Origin of the sequence: Larkinella knui, from assembly GCF_003858645.1 — a bacterium.
In the GTDB taxonomy this organism is placed as follows: Bacteria; Bacteroidota; Bacteroidia; order Cytophagales; family Spirosomataceae; genus Larkinella; species Larkinella knui.
Map to the genome: position 1 here is coordinate 1,207,623 of NZ_RQJP01000002.1, position 17,634 is coordinate 1,225,256.

Annotated in this window: 18 protein-coding genes and 1 tRNA gene; 12 read left to right on the forward strand and 7 right to left on the reverse strand. The window is 45.6% G+C overall.

Annotation, left to right across the window (positions count from 1 at the left end):
- The first annotated feature begins 85 nt into the window (after nucleotides 1–85).
- Nucleotides 86–841 (forward strand): HAD family hydrolase, encoded by a 756-nt coding sequence (locus EHT87_RS13790; protein ID WP_124907188.1) that lies wholly within the window; start codon nucleotides 86–88, stop codon nucleotides 839–841.
- A 17-nt stretch (nucleotides 842–858) separates the two neighbouring features.
- On the forward strand, nucleotides 859–2,004 hold the full coding sequence (locus EHT87_RS13795) for a TIGR03364 family FAD-dependent oxidoreductase (protein WP_124907189.1): 1,146 nt from the start codon (nucleotides 859–861) through the stop codon (nucleotides 2,002–2,004).
- Nucleotides 2,005–2,123: 119 nt separating this feature from the next.
- On the opposite strand, the gene EHT87_RS13800 is transcribed toward EHT87_RS13795, so the two are convergent.
- Nucleotides 2,124–2,606 carry a DUF5606 family protein gene (locus EHT87_RS13800; RefSeq protein ID WP_124907190.1) on the reverse strand — a complete coding sequence of 161 codons (483 nt, stop codon included), beginning with the start codon at nucleotides 2,604–2,606 and terminating at the stop codon, nucleotides 2,124–2,126.
- 165 nt (nucleotides 2,607–2,771) lie between these two features.
- Nucleotides 2,772–3,392: a ribosome biogenesis GTP-binding protein YihA/YsxC gene (gene yihA / locus EHT87_RS13805; RefSeq protein WP_124907191.1), complete on the reverse strand. Its 621-nt coding sequence runs from the start codon at nucleotides 3,390–3,392 to the stop codon at nucleotides 2,772–2,774.
- A gap of 222 nt (nucleotides 3,393–3,614) precedes the next feature.
- On the opposite strand from yihA, the gene EHT87_RS13810 reads away from it, so the two are divergent.
- Nucleotides 3,615–4,112 (forward strand): thioredoxin family protein, encoded by a 498-nt coding sequence (locus EHT87_RS13810; protein ID WP_124907192.1) that lies wholly within the window; start codon nucleotides 3,615–3,617, stop codon nucleotides 4,110–4,112.
- 71 nt (nucleotides 4,113–4,183) lie between these two features.
- Here EHT87_RS13810 and EHT87_RS13815 read toward each other — a convergent pair whose 3' ends face one another.
- From EHT87_RS13815 to tgt, 4 genes are all read right to left on the reverse strand, one after another.
- Nucleotides 4,184–4,813, reverse strand: coding sequence for a response regulator (locus EHT87_RS13815; protein ID WP_124907193.1), 630 nt, complete (start codon nucleotides 4,811–4,813; stop codon nucleotides 4,184–4,186).
- 154 nt (nucleotides 4,814–4,967) lie between these two features.
- Entirely contained in the window at nucleotides 4,968–6,272 is a 1,305-nt protein-coding gene (locus tag EHT87_RS13820) for a nucleotide sugar dehydrogenase (RefSeq protein ID WP_185716211.1), read from the reverse strand.
- A 329-nt stretch (nucleotides 6,273–6,601) separates the two neighbouring features.
- Entirely contained in the window at nucleotides 6,602–8,062 is a 1,461-nt protein-coding gene (locus tag EHT87_RS13825; protein ID WP_185716212.1) for an OmpA family protein, read from the reverse strand.
- Nucleotides 8,063–8,294: 232 nt separating this feature from the next.
- Nucleotides 8,295–9,425: a tRNA guanosine(34) transglycosylase Tgt gene (gene tgt, locus EHT87_RS13830; protein WP_124907194.1), complete on the reverse strand. Its 1,131-nt coding sequence runs from the start codon at nucleotides 9,423–9,425 to the stop codon at nucleotides 8,295–8,297.
- 197 nt (nucleotides 9,426–9,622) lie between these two features.
- Between tgt and EHT87_RS13835 the strand changes: the two genes are divergently transcribed.
- The 9 genes from EHT87_RS13835 (at nucleotide 9,623) to EHT87_RS13875 (ending at nucleotide 16,887) form a co-directional block, all read left to right on the forward strand.
- Nucleotides 9,623–10,759: a glycosyltransferase gene (locus tag EHT87_RS13835; protein WP_229321062.1), complete on the forward strand. Its 1,137-nt coding sequence runs from the start codon at nucleotides 9,623–9,625 to the stop codon at nucleotides 10,757–10,759.
- Nucleotides 10,760–10,833: 74 nt separating this feature from the next.
- On the forward strand, nucleotides 10,834–11,460 hold the full coding sequence (gene rsmG / locus EHT87_RS13840) for a 16S rRNA (guanine(527)-N(7))-methyltransferase RsmG (protein WP_185716219.1): 627 nt from the start codon (nucleotides 10,834–10,836) through the stop codon (nucleotides 11,458–11,460).
- Between the two features lie 35 nt (nucleotides 11,461–11,495).
- A complete protein-coding gene (locus EHT87_RS13845) occupies nucleotides 11,496–11,795 on the forward strand; it encodes a hypothetical protein (RefSeq protein WP_124907197.1) in 300 nt (99 codons plus the stop codon).
- Nucleotides 11,796–11,874: 79 nt separating this feature from the next.
- A tRNA-Asn gene (locus EHT87_RS13850) sits at nucleotides 11,875–11,948 on the forward strand.
- A 303-nt stretch (nucleotides 11,949–12,251) separates the two neighbouring features.
- A complete protein-coding gene (locus EHT87_RS13855; protein ID WP_124907198.1) occupies nucleotides 12,252–12,773 on the forward strand; it encodes an Arm DNA-binding domain-containing protein in 522 nt (173 codons plus the stop codon).
- 24 nt (nucleotides 12,774–12,797) lie between these two features.
- On the forward strand, nucleotides 12,798–13,523 hold the full coding sequence (locus EHT87_RS13860) for a tyrosine-type recombinase/integrase (protein ID WP_124907199.1): 726 nt from the start codon (nucleotides 12,798–12,800) through the stop codon (nucleotides 13,521–13,523).
- 770 nt (nucleotides 13,524–14,293) lie between these two features.
- Entirely contained in the window at nucleotides 14,294–14,989 is a 696-nt protein-coding gene (locus tag EHT87_RS13865) for a hypothetical protein (RefSeq protein ID WP_124907200.1), read from the forward strand.
- Between the two features lie 873 nt (nucleotides 14,990–15,862).
- A complete protein-coding gene (locus EHT87_RS13870; protein ID WP_124907201.1) occupies nucleotides 15,863–16,294 on the forward strand; it encodes a hypothetical protein in 432 nt (143 codons plus the stop codon).
- Nucleotides 16,294–16,887 (forward strand): toll/interleukin-1 receptor domain-containing protein, encoded by a 594-nt coding sequence (locus EHT87_RS13875; protein WP_124907202.1) that lies wholly within the window; start codon nucleotides 16,294–16,296, stop codon nucleotides 16,885–16,887. Before EHT87_RS13870 ends, EHT87_RS13875 begins: the two co-directional genes overlap by 1 nt.
- A gap of 177 nt (nucleotides 16,888–17,064) precedes the next feature.
- Here the strand turns inward: EHT87_RS13875 and EHT87_RS13880 are convergent, their stop codons facing one another.
- Nucleotides 17,065–17,454 (reverse strand): hypothetical protein, encoded by a 390-nt coding sequence (locus EHT87_RS13880; RefSeq protein ID WP_124907203.1) that lies wholly within the window; start codon nucleotides 17,452–17,454, stop codon nucleotides 17,065–17,067.
- Nucleotides 17,455–17,634: the final 180 nt, after the last annotated feature.

Below are 17,634 nucleotides of genomic sequence, written 5' to 3' on the forward strand. Positions count from 1 at the left end.
TTACAGGAATTTAATAAACCCATAACCGTTTATAGCCCGGTCTTTTGTATGTTTGGCGATTGGTAGTTTATCCCTTTTTGCAAAAATGAAATCATTCCAACTGGTGGTATTTGATATGGCTGGCACGACGGTTCGGGACCAGCACGAGGTGGAACATTGTTTTGCCCAGGCCGCTTCCCAAACCAAGCTGATCGTCAGCGACGAACGCATTCTGGCCATGCAGGGCCTTTCCAAGCGGTTTGTTTTTGAAACGTTGTGGAAAGAACAACTCGGTGAACCCACCGCATCGGAATTGAAAACCAGGGTCGACCACTCGTATCTGCTCTTTACCGAAATCCTGGAAAATCATTACCGGACTCAACCCGTCGTTCCAACCGAGGGCTGCCTGGAAACCTTCGCTTATCTGCGGAAAAACGGCATTTCCATTGCCCTGACGACCGGTTTTTATCGTAAAGTAACCGATATTATTCTCGAAAAATTAGGCTGGCTGACCGGTCTGGACGAGCAGTATGTGGGCACTAGCCAAACCATTATTCAGGTTTCGATCGCCAGCGATGAGGTAGAACACGGCCGGCCGCAACCACTCATGATTCAAAAAGCGATGCGGTTATTGAACGTTACCGATCCAAAGCGGGTGGTAAACATTGGCGATACGCCTTCGGATTTGTTGTCGGGACAGGCGGCTCAGGTTGGTTTGAATCTGGGCGTTGTCAATGGCACCCACACGCGCAGTCAGCTCGAAACCTACCCGCACGACCGGTTCCTGGAATCGCTCGGCGATTTGCCGGGTATCCTGTCGGCATCGGCGTTTCAGTCCCTGGCAAACGGTTTTACTCTGTAATCGTAATTATACTTCTCTTGGCTTCTTTCGATTTTATCATTGTCGGCTCGGGCGCGTTGGGAACGTTTCATGCCCTTCATGCGGCCCGCGCCGGAAAACGGGTTCTGCTTCTTGAAAAAGACAACCGGCCCGTCAGCGCCACCGTCCGGAATTTTGGGCAGGTAGTCCCGTCCGGTTTGAGTGGACGATGGTATGAATACGGACGGCGGAGTCTGGAACTTTACCGGCAAATTCAACAGGAATACGACATCACGGTTCGGCAGAATGGGTCGGTTTACGTAGCTTCCGATGCCGATGAATGGCAGTTGGCCAACGAGTTATACGATCTGCGCCGGGCCGACGATTACCCCTGCGTGTTGTGGTCGAAAGCCCGGACGCTGGCGAACTATCCGGCCTTACGGCCCGAGTACGTGCAGGGCGCGCTAGTTTTCCCGGATGAAATCAGTGTGGAACCCGATCGAATGATTTACCGGCTAATCAGCTACCTGACGACCAAATACGCCAACGTAACGTACCGCAACAACGCTGCGGTCATCGGGTGCGAATCGACGGCGGGGGGCGCAACGGTTCGGCTGGCCAACGGCGAGCGATTGCAGGCCCAAAAAGTACTGATCTGTAATGGCAGCGAATTCCGGTTGTTGTATCCGGACCTGTTCGCCCAAAGTGGCCTGGTGGTGAGTAAATTACAGATGATGCAGACAATTCCGATGCCGGAAATTATGCTTCCCGGAAACATTCTGACGGGCCTGACCATCCGGCGTTACGAGTCATTTGCCGAATGTCCGTCGTATGCCAGCCTGCAAACGCCCGACCACCTGGTCGAGCTCAGGAAATGGGGTATTCACGTGCTCTTCAAGCAGGCTCTCGACGGTTCCATTATCATCGGTGATTCGCACGAGTACGCAGCAGCCACCCAAACCGATGATTTGGGTTTCGATACGAAAGATTATGTGAATCACCTCATTATTCAGGAAGCCAGCCGCATCGTCAAGTTTCCGGTCGACCAGATTCAGCGGACGTGGGCCGGTTTCTACGCCCAGACTACGCAGGAAATTTTCGAAGCTGATCTGGATACTATTCACATCATTACCGGTATTGGCGGGAAAGGCATGACTTCCAGCGCCGGTTTTGTCGAAGAAACCATCCGGCGGTTGTTTAATTAGAAGAAAGAGGCCAGACCAGAGCGTACAGACCATTGTCTCATCTCGTTCTTCTCAAAACTAAAAAAAGCAGGAAGCCAAAGGCCAGTTCCTGCTTTTTAGATTACTGAAAATGAAACTCTTTAGGCTTTTTGCTCCTCCGTTTCGGCGGTTGCCGATGGCGTTTCTTCCCCGGCAGATTCGCTGGTAGCGGTTTCTGTTTTTTTCTCGAACGCTTCCGGGAGGCTTTTCCGCAGAATGGCATACCAGCCGAGCATTTTTTTCACATCGGACATATGCACCCGATCGCGGTCGTATTCCGGCACCACTTCAGCAATAAAATCGGCCAGTTCGGTGTTCGACGCTGATTTTGGCGTTATGGGCAAATTGTCTTCGTATTTTTCATAAATGGCCAGAAAAACATCGCCCAGGGGCTTTGATTGTTCGTCGTCATCCGTATAAATCGAAATGTCTTTCAACACCGATACGCGAGCTGTTGGCCCGATCATCGATTTTTCTTTTTTCTCATCAAGCGACTCCACAATCACGCCAGTCCGGCTGGGTTTCATGATTCGGTATAAGCCGCTTTTTCCGGCAATATTTGCAATTTCTTTCAGCGCTTCCATGCTGCTTGTTTAATTGGTAACGGTCGATTTGGTTTGGTTATTGCCAATTTTTCTTAAAAACTGAGGGGCAAAGATAGGGTTAATCGCGGGCCGATGATACGAATAGGTCGGATTTAGCCGATTTTAATTCGCCCGAAACCGCTTTCGCTGGTGAACCGGCTACGCTTATTTAGTGGCCTTCATCTCCTGGTAAAAATCCTTGTTCAGCTGGTCGATATAGGCCAGAATCTCCTCTTTGCCCCGGCTGCTCACCGCCGACGAGACAAACATGGGTGGCAATTCGGTCCAGGTTTTGAGCAGCGTTTGCCCGTATTTTTTCACCATTTGCTGAATGGCATTGGAACTCACTTTTTCGGCTTTTGTGAAGATAATGACAAATGGCAGCCCGCGCTGCCCCATTCGTTCCATAAACTCCAGATCGATGCGCTGCGGCTCAATTCGGCTATCCACCAGAATGAAGGTGCAAATCAGATTCGGGCGCTCCGACAGATACGTATCGATCATCTTTTCCCATTTCTCCCGCTCCCGCTGGGGTGCTTTCGCAAAACCGTAGCCCGGCAAATCCACCAGATACCAGTCGGTATTGATGAGAAAATGGTTGATCAACTGGGTCTTTCCCGGCGTTTGTGACGTTTTGGCCAGCTTATGCCGGGTCGTCAGCATATTAATGAGCGACGATTTTCCGACGTTTGATCGACCAATGAACGCGTATTCCGGTTTATCCGGCTTCGGACAGCGGGTCGGATCGGAATTACTTATGACGAACTCAGCTTGTTTTACTTCCATAGTGTTCAGAAATCGATTTAGAAAACCGCTCTCCACCTGCAAAGTTCGTAAAGAATTGAGAAGAGTACTATTAACTATCGAAAATGGAAAGACCACAACCGCTTACAAATCGATATTTTTGCTTAAAATTGTACGATAAATCCGGTCTTTTATCGGTGCCACGAAACGAATTAGCATCAGTAAGTCGTTACTCTTTTATCAGAACGAACCGCCTATAAGGTTATGAAGAATTTAAGTTTGCTATCATTGTTCGTTGTTCTGGCGTTGGTTTTGAACGCCTGCAACACCACCAGTACGAAATCAGAAGGCGACAAACCGGCCGAAACGTCCACTCCGGTGGTGAGTACGGCCAGTACGGAACCGGGGATTCAGTTCTCGGAAGCTAGCTGGAAAACCCATCTGGCCAAGGCCAAAGCCGAGAATAAACTGGTCTTCCTGGATGCTTATACCAGTTGGTGCGGCCCCTGCAAAATGCTGCAAAAAAATGTGTTCACGAAGAAAGAAGTGGGAGACTTTTTCAACAAGGAATTTATCAATGTGAAAGTCGACATGGAAAAAGGCGAAGGCCCGGAACTGGCTTTGCAATATCCACTGGAAGGCTATCCGACCTTACTTTTTATTGACGGCGACGGCAAAGTCGTGAAGAAAGTACTGGGTTACCAGGAGCCCGAAAAACTACTCGCCATTGGCAAAGGCCTCAAAAACGGAACGGCTTTATAAATTAGAGCGTATTAAAATGCCGAAAAAGCCGCAGCGGAGCTTCCGTTTGCGGCTTTTTCGTTCCATATCGGCTAGATTAGCCGGTAATAAGCAGCCAGATCTTTCATGACTAACACATTGTCTACCTTTAATTTATCAAAAATCCGGGCCTTGTGGGTTCCCACCGTAGAAGTGTGAATGTTCAGTGTATCAGCAATATGACTGACGGATTTGCCTTTCACCAAATGGTAGGCAATTTCCAGCTCCCGGTTCGACAATAATCCGAATGGGTCAAGCTCTTTCTTGAAGTGAGTGTCCTCCGCCATCTGATCCAGTAGCTCAGCACAAACGTAGAGTTTTCCGTATAAAATGGAATGGACTGCCTTCAGGATTTCCAAGTCCTCAGCCTGCTTGCTGATGTAGCCCTTCACGCCCAATTGCAAATACCGCTTGGCGAACGCATATTCGGTCATGATGGTAAATATCATGATGGGCAGGTCGGGCGCGATGGTGCGGATATTCTGAAGCAGACTAAAGGTGTCGGTATTGGGCATGTTGATGTCCATAACCATCAAATTATAGCCGGTATCCATAATTTTACTGAAAGCCGTACTGCCGTTTTTGGCTTCATCGATCTGAATGGCTCCGTATTGTTCCCGCAACAGCAACCGGATGCCCGAACGCACAATGGAATGATCGTCTACTAGTAAAACCTTATACATACTATTTCCTGATTTTGGCTCGACTTATTCTTAAAGACAGTAGAAAATACTGCCGCATTTGCTCTTTTTATATTATGTACAAGCAATTTTTGAAACTATTCGTACCAATACTACACGGGTGTTCGACCGACTCGAACACCGGATTACTGAATTCTCACATTCGCCAGTATTCGATTCCCTGGGTTTCTTCCTTGGCGTACAATCCTTTCAAGTCGAGCAAAACCGGTTGTGCGGTCATGATGGACCGGAAGTAGGCAATATCCAGTTTCCGGTACTCATCGTGCCCGACGGCCATCACTACTGCGTCATACTGGCTCGAGGGCGCGTCCATCAACGTCAGGTTGTATTCATGCGCCACTTCGTTCGGCGATGCGTGTGAATCGACAATGTGCACGTTAACCGAGTATTTCATTAACTCACGCACCAGGTCGGCCACTTTGGAATTCCGGATATCGGACACGTTCTCCTTAAAAGTAATGCCCATCACCAGCACTTTCGTCTGCTGCGGAGCCCGGCCTTTCTTGATGAGCATCTGCACTAGTTTCGTAGCGATATACGCCGGCATGCCGTCATTGATTCGCCGGCCACTGTGAATCACCTGTGGATCGTAGCCCAATTGCCGCGATTTATAAAGCAAATAATACGGATCGACCCCGATGCAGTGGCCGCCCACCAAACCGGGTGTAAATTTCAAAAAATTCCATTTTGTGCCAGCGGCTTTGATAACCTCCTGGGTATCAATATCCATTTTGTCGAAAATAATCGACAGTTCGTTCATTAACGAGATATTCAGATCGCGCTGGGTATTTTCAATGACTTTAGCGGCTTCTGCCACTTTGATGGTCGGCGCTTTATACACCCCCGCCCGGATTATGCTTTCATAAACAGCGGCAATCTCATCCAGCGCTTCAGCATCGCTGCCCGACACGATTTTCAGAATGGTGGTCAGGGTCCGTTCCTTGTCACCGGGATTAATGCGCTCCGGTGAATACCCAATTTTGAAATCGACTCCCAGTTTTAAACCGGAATGCTGTTCCAGAATCGGCAGACAGTCTTCCTCTGTGCAACCGGGATACACCGTCGATTCATAAACGACATAGTCACCCGGTTTTAACACGTTCCCAACGGTTTCGGAAGCCCGCTGAAGGGGTTTCAAGTCCGGGACTTTATAATCATCAACCGGCGTCGGAACCGCCACCACAAAAAAAGTGGCTTGCCGAAGGACCTCCGGGTCATTGGTAAACGCAATGTCCCGGCCTTCAAACTCTTCCGGTGCAATTTCATGCGACGGATCTTCACCCCGGCGCATCATCGCGATCCGTTCAGAATTAATATCGAAGCCAATCACCTTAAACTGCCGGGCAAATTCCAGTGCAATCGGCAATCCAACGTACCCCAGACCAATAACGGCAATCTGTCCCTGTTTTTGTTTTAATTCCTTGTACACAATTTGATGCATTATAACCAACTGATAAGCCTATGGTACTGTCAGTTCCGGTGCGTGAATTTTCGGTGAATGGGTCAACGCAGCAGACCTTCTGTCAGCAAATATAAACTACCAATTACAAATACAACCATTGCCTAAAATAATACCATGATTGTTCTTCCCGGTTAAAACCGCCTTGACAGTTTACAGTCAGTTTCAGTGCTTTCTAAAATTAGTCAGTCTTGCGTAAGATCATTTTTTCTTATTTCTACGCTTTTTCTACGACTATCATTGAGACGCAAAAAGCCCCGGCAAGTTACACCTGCCGGGGCTTTTTTTATTTCTGGTCGTCAACGATTTCCTTACGGAACCAGGCGCAATTCAACCCGGCGGTTTTTCGTCAAGCCGGCACGGGAGTTGTCACCGATTGGTTTGAACGAACCGAAGTAGTCGATAATGATCCGGTTGGCGTCATTCAGACCCTGTTTAACCAGGTAGTTCTTAACGGCTTCAACCCGACGACGTGACAGTGCGATGTTGTAGCGGTCAGAAGCACGACGGTCAGCGTGACCCGACAGTTGCAGACGGCACTGCGTTTTGTTCAGCAACTCAACTACTTTGTTCAGCATGTCGTAGTACTGCGGCTTGATGATGTTTTTGTCGGTATCGAACGCAACATTCGTCAGGATTTCAGCACAGGCAATACCCGGCAATGCGGCACTCACGTACTTATCGAAGTCGATGGCTTCACCCGCACCGGAGACAATGCTTCCAGCTGGTGTGTTGGGTTGACGGTCGAAGTAATCAGAAACCCCGTCATTATCCGTATCCATCAACAGTTTCGGATCGATGTCTTTCGGCCGATTGGCTTTCGCAACGGAATCGATTTGTTCCAATGTCAGGATGACCGGCGGTTTGATCAGGTTACGGGGATCGGTCCAACGGAGGTGATACGTTCCTTTGGTCGTATCGTAATCGTATTTACCGTTCACTTTCTGAACCTTGATCGCGTTTTTACCTAATTTGTACGTAACCGCTACGGCAACATACCCCATTTTATCCAGGTTAGACTCGCCTTTGCGTTCGTACGCATTATCGAACTGGCCGCGGGTTCCGAAGCCGTCGAAATAGCTGGAACTGTTTCCACCGATGGTGGCATCGAGCCGGTCGGTGTTGACATTCGTAAACCGGAAGTCTAGACCTACGTCGAAACGGGAGCTAACTTCGTAGTTGACCGCCAGGCCGACGGGAATAGCCCAGTCTTTTTCGTATTTAGCTTCGCGCAGGATGCCGTCGCCATTGTTGGTTTTTGTCCAACGGCGCACCCGGCCTGTTCCTAATTCATAAGCGGTTGATTTGAAGAATACCACACCAAGTCCGGTGTAGGCATCGATCTTCCAGCGCTTCATTTTATTGATACCAAACAACAGACTTTTCAGGTTGACGCTACCCGTCAAATCGGTCTGGATGTAGTTTGATCGAAAATAAGAGTAATACAACCGGCGTTTCATACCGACTAAATTACCGAATTGCCCGTCTAACTGGAGGCCAAACAGGTGAGACAACTGCTTCCCGACGGCTACGCCAAAAAACGCCGACTTGCGCTCGCTGTAGCTGTCAAATCCGGTCTTTGAGACCGGGTAGAAGTCATATTCCCTCAGGTCTCCGAAGAATTGAGTGGGGCCGCCCATGACAGAAACTGACCAGGTGTTCAGTTTAGCTGGACCTTCATACGAGGCTTTCGGGTTATACTGGGCACTGGCACCTGTCGCTGCCAAAAGAGCCAGTCCCATTGCCCTTACGAACAGGGATACTTTTTTCATACTTATCAGGTTATTGTTTGACAGTTAATAAACCATTGAGTGTGGTGAAACAACAATTGTCGGTTACTTAGCCGGTCGTTTTATGCAACTTTCAACGCTTTGCCGCAAAACTATAGATTTTCGCTTAGTTTACAAACAAGACACTGGTAGTTTACAAACAAGTTACCGGCAGCTTTGTTTAATCCATACCTTTTAGTTTTACCGACACAAGAAAAACAGGATTTGGCTACCATCAAAGGCGTTGCATCAGTTTTTTTGACATACTACTCTTCCATTTCATAAAATTTCCCAAGTTAATCTGTTGCCGGGCCTGTTTCACTAACCATAAATAAAAGGTAAGGTTTTGAAGACTGGCAATTTGGGCTCCTAAAATTTCTTCCGATTTGATTAAGTGTCTTAAATAAGCCTTTGAGTAACATGTACCGGCATACCCGCCCAGTTCTTCATCGATCGGACTAAAATCGTCTTTCCACTTCTCGTTTTTAATATTGATAATCCCCTGCGACGTAAAGACGAAACCGTGCCGGGCGTTTCGGGTTGGCATGACACAATCGAACATATCGATGCCCAACGCAATGGCTTCCAGAATATTTTCGGGCGTTCCAACTCCCATCAGGTAGCGGGGTTTATCAGACGGCAAAATGGCATTGACATGCTCGATCATTCCGTACATTTCGTCGGCTGGTTCGCCCACGGCAAGCCCTCCAATCGCGTTCCCCTCACGCTGTTGCTCCGCCACAAATTCGGCCGACTGCTGCCGGAGGTCCTTGTACGTACTGCCCTGAACAATAGGAAACAGCGTTTGCCGGTATCCGTATTTATTTTCTGTCGTGTCGAAACGGTTGAGGCAACGGATCAGCCAGCGGTGGGTCATTTCCATCGAATCCCGCGCGTAACCGTATTCGCAGGGATACGGCGTGCATTCATCAAAAGCCATCATGATGTCGGCTCCGATACTACGCTGGATGTCCATAACACCCTCCGGAGTAAAGATGTGTTTTGATCCGTCGATATGCGACTTAAAAGTAACGCCCTCTTCTTTTATTTTCCGGGTGTTTGATAACGAATACACCTGATAACCTCCGCTGTCGGTCAGAATGGGCCTTTCCCACCCATTAAATCGGTGCAGCCCGCCCGCTTTCTCCAGAACGTCGAGACCGGGCCGCAAATACAGATGGTAGGTATTTCCCAGAATGATTTCCGCTTTGACATCCGCTACTAATTCGCGCTGGTGAACCGCTTTCACCGTCCCGGCCGTGCCAACGGGCATAAAAATGGGCGTTTCGATCAAACCGTGGTCCGTTGTAAGGAGTCCCGTTCGTGCCTTGGAGTGGGGGTCGGCAGACTGTATGGTAAATTGCATTGCTGGTTGCTTTACTATCTTTTACGTACAAAGGTGGAAAGTCCAACGGCGAAAATCAAAATATGTATATTTGCCACCGCGTTTCCGTTCACCTGTCAGTCAATTATTCCCGTCATTTTGTGGTCTCTATCGTTCTGGCTGTGTGTTTTTTATCCGTAGGCATACAGCTTTTTTATATTCTGGGTATTTTTTCGAGAATGGCTTTTTATTCCGATCCGGACAAAAGTTGGTCGCCGGGTCGTGCCGATTCGTTTCAGCAGCCGGCAGCCAATCCGCCGGTTAGCATCGTCGTCTGTGCCTGGAATGAACTGGACAATCTGCGCACCCTGTTGCCCCTGCTCGACGATCAGGTGTACCCGGTTTTTGAAATTCTGGTGATGGACGACCGTTCGAGCGACGGCACCCGGGAGTTTCTGGAAAAATCGGCCGACCGCTTCGAGCACGTCCGGTATATTCGCATCGATCGGGAACACGATCATGTTACCCCCAAAAAATACGCCCTCACCACCGGCATCCGGAATGCGGCCCACGATATTATTCTGCTGACCGACGCCGACTGCCAACCCGCCGGTGATTTTTGGCTGGCGGGCATGGTTGGGCGGCTTGATCGGCCCGAAAAAGCTATTGTGCTGGGTTTTGGCCCTTACAAACGCCGGAAAAAACACGGCTGGATCAACCGGCTGATCCGCTACGAAACCCTGTTTACGGCCGTTCAGTATTTTTCGATGGCGCTGGCCGGGCTACCGTATATGGGTGTCGGGCGAAATCTGATGTACCGGCGGAAATTATTTCTGGATAACAAAGGATTTTATTCGCACATTCGCGTTTTGGGTGGCGACGACGATTTATTCATCAACGAAGTGGCGACGGCCCGAAACGTGGCCATTAGTGTGCATCCGGCTACCTTTACCTATTCAAAACCCAAAGAGACGTTTGCCGAATGGTGGCACCAGAAACAACGGCATTTATCCGTAGGTGAGCATTACAAAACCCGCAATAAAATCTGGCTGGGACTTTTGTCGCTCTCCCACGTGCTGAGTTGGCTGGTGGGACCGGTAGTTGTTCTGATTACTTCGCTACGATTGATAAACGTTGGTCTACTGGCTTTATTAAATCAATCCGAGGGCCTGCTTTTCGTGGCGGCTACCGGTTTATTTTTGTTCAGAGTACTGGCCTTCTGGCTAATCGTGGGCCGTATTAGCTACCGGCTGGGGCATACCGTCGATTGGATGGCCATGCCGGTTTTGGATTTGACGATGGGAATTTATTACGGTATTATGGGCGTTGTCACCCTGCGACCGCGGAATAAAAACCGTATCATGAAGTGGAAATAGAAGGATGCCTGCTGAACGATGAATGGCTAACGCTGCCATCTTCATCGGCCGGCGTGCACGATTCATAATTCATCATTCTTTTGGACCTGATTAAAAAATATTTTCCTGACTTAACCAGTCGGCAGCTGGAGCAGTTTGCGGCTCTGGACGAATTGTATCGTCACTGGAATGCGCAAATCAACGTTATTTCACGGCAGGACATCGACTCGCTGTACGAGAAACACGTCTTGCATTCGCTCGGCATTGCCAGGGTCATTCAGTTTGTACCGGGTACCGAAATTCTGGATGTCGGCACGGGCGGTGGTTTTCCGGGCATTCCGCTGGCGATTCTGTTTCCGCTGGCCGATTTTCATCTGGTGGACAGCATTGGCAAAAAAATTAAAGTGGTTACCGAGATCAGTTCGGCGCTGGGGCTCACCAATGTAAAGGCCGAACAGGCCCGTGTCGAGCACCTGGACTCAACGTACGATTTTGTGGTTAGCCGGGCGGTTACGCGTCTGCACCCTTTTCTGGGCTGGGTGCGCTACAAGATTCTAAAAACCGGTAACAATAAACTCCGAAATGGGGTTTTGTACCTGAAAGGTGGAGATGTGAGTGACGAGCTGGCGGAAATTCAGGAGAAGCACCGGATTTACGAATTATCCGCTTATTTTGACGAACCGTTTTTCGAAACCAAAAAGGTGATTTATATTCCAAAATAACTTTACTAGTCAGGGATTTCCCTACTCTACATACTATGGCAGAAGTTTTCAAATCCAGCGGCTTTAAAGACCCGATCAACCGCGACGTCGTCGAATTTAACGACAAGGGAGTCACGTTCCGTGTGAACAAGCTCATTGGCGGCACCGACAATTTTGTATTCTACGGGGACATTTCCGGCGTAGAGATCGACAATGGTCTGTTTTTTTCGACCATCCGCATCATTCCGCGGGCGCGGCCCGAAATTATTATCAAGAATTTCACCCGGGGTGACGCCCGGCAGATCAAGGAGTTAATCCTGGCGCGGGTGCCAACCCTGGGCTCTCATCCATTATAAATAAAGCGTTCTCACGGATTTTTGCAGAAAATGCTTGCAAGAGTTCTTCCGAGCCATTACTTTTGCACCCACAAAACACTCCCGAATAGCTCAGTCGGTTAGAGCATCTGACTGTTAATCAGAGGGTCGCTGGTTCGAGCCCAGCTTCGGGAGCAACAACTGTACTTCAGTGTGATTAACCGCCTTCAAAAGGGGCGGTTTTCGCTTTTTTAAGCACTTCTGCATGCATTTCCTCCTCTATTCTCCAATCAGTTAATTTTTGGGTACAACTACGGGTACAACTTCAATAATTATGGGTACAACCATTTTCCGTATGTCATTGAAATGAAATAAGTTACACTTGTTTATGCAAACATTCTTTTAAATACACAATTAAATATCATGTAGCCTTATTTAATTAGAGGTTTATATTTATTAAATCCTATTATCGGTTACATGTCATGACGACAAAAAAGAATGCAAATCTCTGTTCGTTTTCGGATTCGAACCCCAAAGAAAAAGAAGGATGGCACCCACCAGTCACCCAAGGGGAAAAGAACGGTGTACATGTGCCTTACAGTTAATGGTGTTCAGGCGCGATGTGATTATTCATCTGGTGTTCGACTAGACCCTGCTCTCTGGAATCAGGAACAACAGGAAGCACATGGGCGCTCAAAAATGGCCCAAGTTGTTAATGATCGCTTAAAAGCCATTGAGGCCGAACACAAAGAAATCTTGAACCGTCAGATCAGTCTGGCCAAAATCCCCACTCCTGAGAGCATAAAACGCGAATGGCTGCATGGCAACACGCCCCTGCCTTTTGTTGTCGAACTCTACCAGAAATATCTGGATTTTCTGGATGAACTCGATGGCACGGAAAAAGGCAAGGCTGTACGCACGATGGAGAAGTGGTATTTTGGAAAACAGCACCTCCAAAATTACATCCAGAAAGAGATAGGCAGGAAGGACATCGAAATCAGTGAGTTGAATGTTACCTAGGGACGGCAATACCATAAATGGTTAATGAAATATTCAGAACCAGGCAAAAAGGGCAAAAAGACTCAGAATAAAGATACTGCAACGAAATACATATCTTTCCTGAAAGCAGCTCTCGATTATGGTATTGAATCAGAGTTGCTCGAAATCAATCCCTTAGAAAAATTGAGATTTTCGCGCAGTAAGCCGAAGACGGTCTATTTTCTGGAGGATAAGCACCTTAAAAAGTTGTGGAATTTGAAACTGGAAACCACTGCTGATCTGGCACGTGATCTTTCACTTCTGGTCTGTTATACTGGTATGGATTACCCTGACCTAGAGAAATTCCTGGACAACCCTCACTCCTATCTGGCTTCCACATCGACCGGTAAGCAGAAGATTATTATCAACCGAAGTAAGCCTCCTTTTGGCGAATGCCAGATTCCTTATCTACAACCGATTACTATTATATTAAATAAGTATAAGTGGAAGGTTCCACGATTAGATGATCACACAGTCAATAGGTTCTGGCAGGTATTCGAAAGTCAAATTGGATTTAAGGATGGCAGGGTTACGGTCAAAATTCTTCGCAAAACGGCCGGTTCACTTTTTTTGAACGAAGGATATACACTTGAAGTAGTTCAGAAAATCTTAGGACATACCAGCATTTCGACGACTGAACGTCATTATGCTAAAATTCGGGATAAACGAGTCGATCGGGAAATGGATCGAGTTGGGGTCGAATTTGCAAAATCTATATCAATAGATAAATAATCAATGCCTGGTCAATATGACCAGGCAATTTTTGATTCAAATGCATTATCAACAACAATCTTAGAATTGACTGCGCTTTGTTTATCAGGAAACACCACAACCCAAACGGCGTAATTATATGGGTAGCCACTAAATAGTTTTGAGTATCCATTTAGTGCTCTTATAGTACTAAGGAACGTCTCATGCTCCTGCTGAGTACGGCATCCAATTATTAGCTTACAATTTGAATTATCTGATAAATTAAGTATTGTTCTCATTGTTATTTTTTAAAGATTTGCATCTAAGTGAAATATATAGTAAGCTAAGTAAGCGAAACCTGTAATAGCAATCAAGAAGTTTTTAGCAAAATCCGTCTCGATGTTAGCTGTCGTTATCAGATTCCACATCCCAAAATTCGAAACCACTTTTTCAATCTTCTACATTCCTACAATTCCTGGTACTAAGTGAATCTGCTCTACTTTTTCGTCCTTTCCTACCCCCTGTGATCCTTTGAACTTCGGCTTTCATTTCAACCAAACCGAAGTATTCATGGACAATCCAATTGCAACCAAGGCCCCCGCCGAAGAAGCCGCCCAGCAGATTTTCAACCTAATGTCTGAGGAAGGCTACTCGATCGAAGAGAAAATCGCCATTCGACCACGTTACGGGCCAACCTCGGAAAATTTTCATCTTTCTTTTTCGTCTTTTCGTCCCCACCCTGGACGCCCGATGGCCAGTGGATATACGAAATTGAGGAGTTATCGAAAAAGGAGCCGCAAAATTACTACTTCATGGAAGTCAAGACCGTGGATAATCAGGCGTTTTTGCCCGTCGATTACATCGCGGATTTGAAGCGGATTTTAATGAAGATGGTTTTTGAGGTCGAAGTATTGGGACGCCGGATCTCCAAGCTGCCTAAAACCTTTTACCCTTCGTTCAACCGGGAGAAGCACGTGCTGGAAGACCACGACGAAGACGACCAGTTGCAGCTTGACGGGGCGCTGTTCTATAATCCCAAACAGTACCTGGTGGCCAGTTGTGATTTTAACGCCCATTTTACCAGCGCCACGATTTGGCAGGAAGACTATGAATTTGGGCGTTTAGTGGACAACGTGTTTGTTAAGGAGGCCCAGGAAGGAAGGACGATGGCAGAAGCCCTGGCCTTTTCTATAACCGAGCGCTTTCCGGGCCACACCAAGAAGCGCATCATCCTGACCGGGGACCGCAATGGGAAGAACAAGAGTGCAGGCAGCAACCGGACCATGTATGAGCAGGTAGATAGTGTACTCAGTGAGGCAGGATGGGATGTCATAGCGGCACCCATCAGCTATAACCCCTTGCATAAGGATAAGCACAATGACATCAATCGGGTACTTAATGAAAAGGACGATGACCAGTTCAAGGTGCGCATCGATGGGGTGCGGGCCAAAGCCACCGTGATCAGTATCGAGAACAGCCCGATCCAAACCGATTACTCAAAAGACTAATCATCCGAGAGCGGGGATGGTGAACAGGAACGGGCCACCCACTTGTCGGATACGGTGGATTACTACATCATCCGGCGATTGAAAACTGGCCTGACCCGGGCGAATGAAGACTTCGAAATTGAATTCTACTGATCAGTCGGTGAATCGACAACCTGATGCACCGACCACATCTCTCCTACCCTGAAAAAAGACGGGGACTCTCCACCCTGCAGCTATTCGCCAGTTTTTATTTTTGGCGATCGCCAAAATGATAAAGGGCGGGGTCGGAATAGAAAAAAACGGGTAAATATTGATTTAATTAGATATAACCATCTGATTTACAGCAATTAACGAATAAAAAATATTCAAAAAGAGTGCAGATATTGAAAAGTATTCAGATTTTTTAAGTGAACAATCACTTATCAATCAATGATTGTTATTTCATGCTTTTTTTCCACAATCATCAAATATGCTTTTTAAATAACCTTAACAGGTTATTCTCTTATTCTATTCGTTTTCCATTGTCACCAAGTGATTCCTTTATTTCACCCTGCGAGCTAAAGATTCGAAAATGAACAATGTCTATTAATTATAACCTACAAATGATACAGCGCAATAAAATGAAACCAAAACAATAGGAAAACAACCATAATAAAATACAAAAAAATAAGCCAACTATCTAATATACAGGAGTTTAAAACAAAACAAAGATCATTCTTTATATTTATATTAGAATCCGAGGCATTAAACAGTCAGGAAAAATATAACTCCCTTTGTCTGATTAAAATTATTTTTTTGTATTTTTACTTAGCGGTTATACCTAAATCATTAATACTATTAAATTTGTGGATCTCCAGCAAAATGCCTTAAAATCCCGAACGCTTAGCCTAGTATATGAATGATTTCATTGCCAGCAGCTTTTTCAAAGAATTTTTTATTCCAATGCTATCTGTTTTCCTAACCGGCGCAGTAAAAGTTGTATCCAGAAGAGATGGGCAATTTGGTATCACAAGGGAAGATTATGCTATTGGAATTGATTTGGTCGTTACATCATTAGTATTACTTACTACTTATGCCTCAAGGATAGCAAATGATGTTAGACGGAGTAACCCAGCCGTTGACCTTTTCAAATGTAGAGAGAGGCTAGAAATGTTACCATGGTTGTTGATTTTCTATATCCTTGGGCTGTGGGCATTATCAACTATCGTGAGAATCAAAGGCTGGGAAAGTTCACCCTCTAATCGTATCCACCGAACTTGGGGAGTTTGGATTCCAACAATTATTGGAATTATTTTGTTATTAGCTACTGTTAGATACATAGAGTGATGAAAAGCAACAAAACATATACACGTATTGAACTATATTTATCAACAGCTGTATTGCTATTATCAATGTCTGCAATTATGATATTATACTTGATGGCAGATAAAGGAAATAGTATTTCAGAGCTTTTTGTTGGCTTATTAGGAGCATTTTCTGGAGGTATTGTTTGGTATATATTTGCTCAAGTTTTTATTAAAAAAACTAAAAGAAAAATTTTTCTTGCATATTCATATAATGATAAAACTTTTGCGCAACTCTTAGAAGAAGATTTACTAAAAAGTTCAATTAAAGTTTTTGATCAAGAAAAAGGGATTGAAGTTGGAATTGATTTTTCAGAATCTATAAAAGTAGCACTTAAAGAGGTTGACGATGTTGTCGTAATTATTTCTAAAGATTTTTACAAATCTGGAAATCTTGAATATATTATATCAGTCAGTAAAAGCCAGAACAAAAGAATTATTCCTTTTATTATTGATAATTCAAAACTTCCTCAAAGCTTATATAAAATCAAATATATTGATTCTAGCAAAGAATCTAAGCGTGCAAAGGAAGATCTTACACATGAACTCTTAGTCCCTGTTCATGCGTATAGCTAAAACTTTGTCATTTTCGACTTCTTTTAGTATAATCTTATTTTTATTTATTCTACTACTTAGATTGAGATATTATAAATAATGCAATATTGTATAAATACATAAAATATTTATATAATATATTGTCCCTAGCTACATCCTCCATTAGTCACCCTCGCAAAGTAACTTCAATACACAAGCTCAATAATCAGCAAAATCGTGTGAATTACCTGTGCGTGATAAAAACTGAGTATACTTGTCAAGTAAGTTTTTAGCATATGGATCTCTTAACGATGTAACACGCTTAATTCCGTATGTAAATTTATTTTTTACAATCTCAGCTTGCCCTAATTTATTATTAAGTGAGAGCTTAGGCAACATACCATTAATTAGTTGATTAAGCCAGAGGCCTTTCACATGTTTCATCGCTTCCCCGCAATCATAAAGCTTATTCTGTAAATTAGAATGCATTGTTAATAATTCCGTAAAATGCTTACTTAAGCCAGTATGCAAAGCTTCGGGTGTAGAAGCTCTTAAATCTATTTCAACTATTCCATTAGGGTTAAACATAGCTAAGTCTAATACATTCATGTTAATAAGAACATGTTGGGAAATATTATTTGGTTATTTTGCCAATCGGTTCAGCATCAATGCACAGTTAGCCCACAAAAGCCATGATTCTGCACTACTGGTGGTCTGCTCATAATCTTTGGTAACCCGTCGAAAGTGGTTTAACCAGGCAAAAGTTCGTTCAACTACCGCACGGGCGGC

Excerpts from the sequence above, each read along its gene's own strand:
- EHT87_RS13790 (WP_124907188.1), top strand. The coding sequence starts at position 86 with ATGAAATCATTCCAACTGGTGGTATTTGATATGGCTGGCACGACGGTT.
- EHT87_RS13800 (WP_124907190.1), bottom strand. The coding sequence starts at position 2,606 with ATGGAAGCGCTGAAAGAAATTGCAAATATTGCCGGAAAAAGCGGCTTA.
- yihA (WP_124907191.1), bottom strand. The coding sequence starts at position 3,392 with ATGGAAGTAAAACAAGCTGAGTTCGTCATAAGTAATTCCGATCCGACC.
- EHT87_RS13810 (WP_124907192.1), top strand. The coding sequence starts at position 3,615 with ATGAAGAATTTAAGTTTGCTATCATTGTTCGTTGTTCTGGCGTTGGTT.
- EHT87_RS13815 (WP_124907193.1), bottom strand. The coding sequence starts at position 4,813 with ATGTATAAGGTTTTACTAGTAGACGATCATTCCATTGTGCGTTCGGGC.
- EHT87_RS13820 (WP_185716211.1), bottom strand. The coding sequence starts at position 6,272 with ATGCATCAAATTGTGTACAAGGAATTAAAACAAAAACAGGGACAGATT.
- EHT87_RS13825 (WP_185716212.1), bottom strand. The coding sequence starts at position 8,062 with ATGAAAAAAGTATCCCTGTTCGTAAGGGCAATGGGACTGGCTCTTTTG.
- tgt (WP_124907194.1), bottom strand. The coding sequence starts at position 9,425 with ATGCAATTTACCATACAGTCTGCCGACCCCCACTCCAAGGCACGAACG.
- EHT87_RS13835 (WP_229321062.1), top strand. The coding sequence starts at position 9,623 with ATGGCTTTTTATTCCGATCCGGACAAAAGTTGGTCGCCGGGTCGTGCC.
- EHT87_RS13845 (WP_124907197.1), top strand. The coding sequence starts at position 11,496 with ATGGCAGAAGTTTTCAAATCCAGCGGCTTTAAAGACCCGATCAACCGC.
- EHT87_RS13855 (WP_124907198.1), top strand. The coding sequence starts at position 12,252 with ATGCAAATCTCTGTTCGTTTTCGGATTCGAACCCCAAAGAAAAAGAAG.
- EHT87_RS13860 (WP_124907199.1), top strand. The coding sequence starts at position 12,798 with ATGAAATATTCAGAACCAGGCAAAAAGGGCAAAAAGACTCAGAATAAA.
- EHT87_RS13865 (WP_124907200.1), top strand. The coding sequence starts at position 14,294 with ATGGAAGTCAAGACCGTGGATAATCAGGCGTTTTTGCCCGTCGATTAC.
- EHT87_RS13870 (WP_124907201.1), top strand. The coding sequence starts at position 15,863 with ATGAATGATTTCATTGCCAGCAGCTTTTTCAAAGAATTTTTTATTCCA.
- EHT87_RS13875 (WP_124907202.1), top strand. The coding sequence starts at position 16,294 with ATGAAAAGCAACAAAACATATACACGTATTGAACTATATTTATCAACA.
- EHT87_RS13880 (WP_124907203.1), bottom strand. The coding sequence starts at position 17,454 with ATGAATGTATTAGACTTAGCTATGTTTAACCCTAATGGAATAGTTGAA.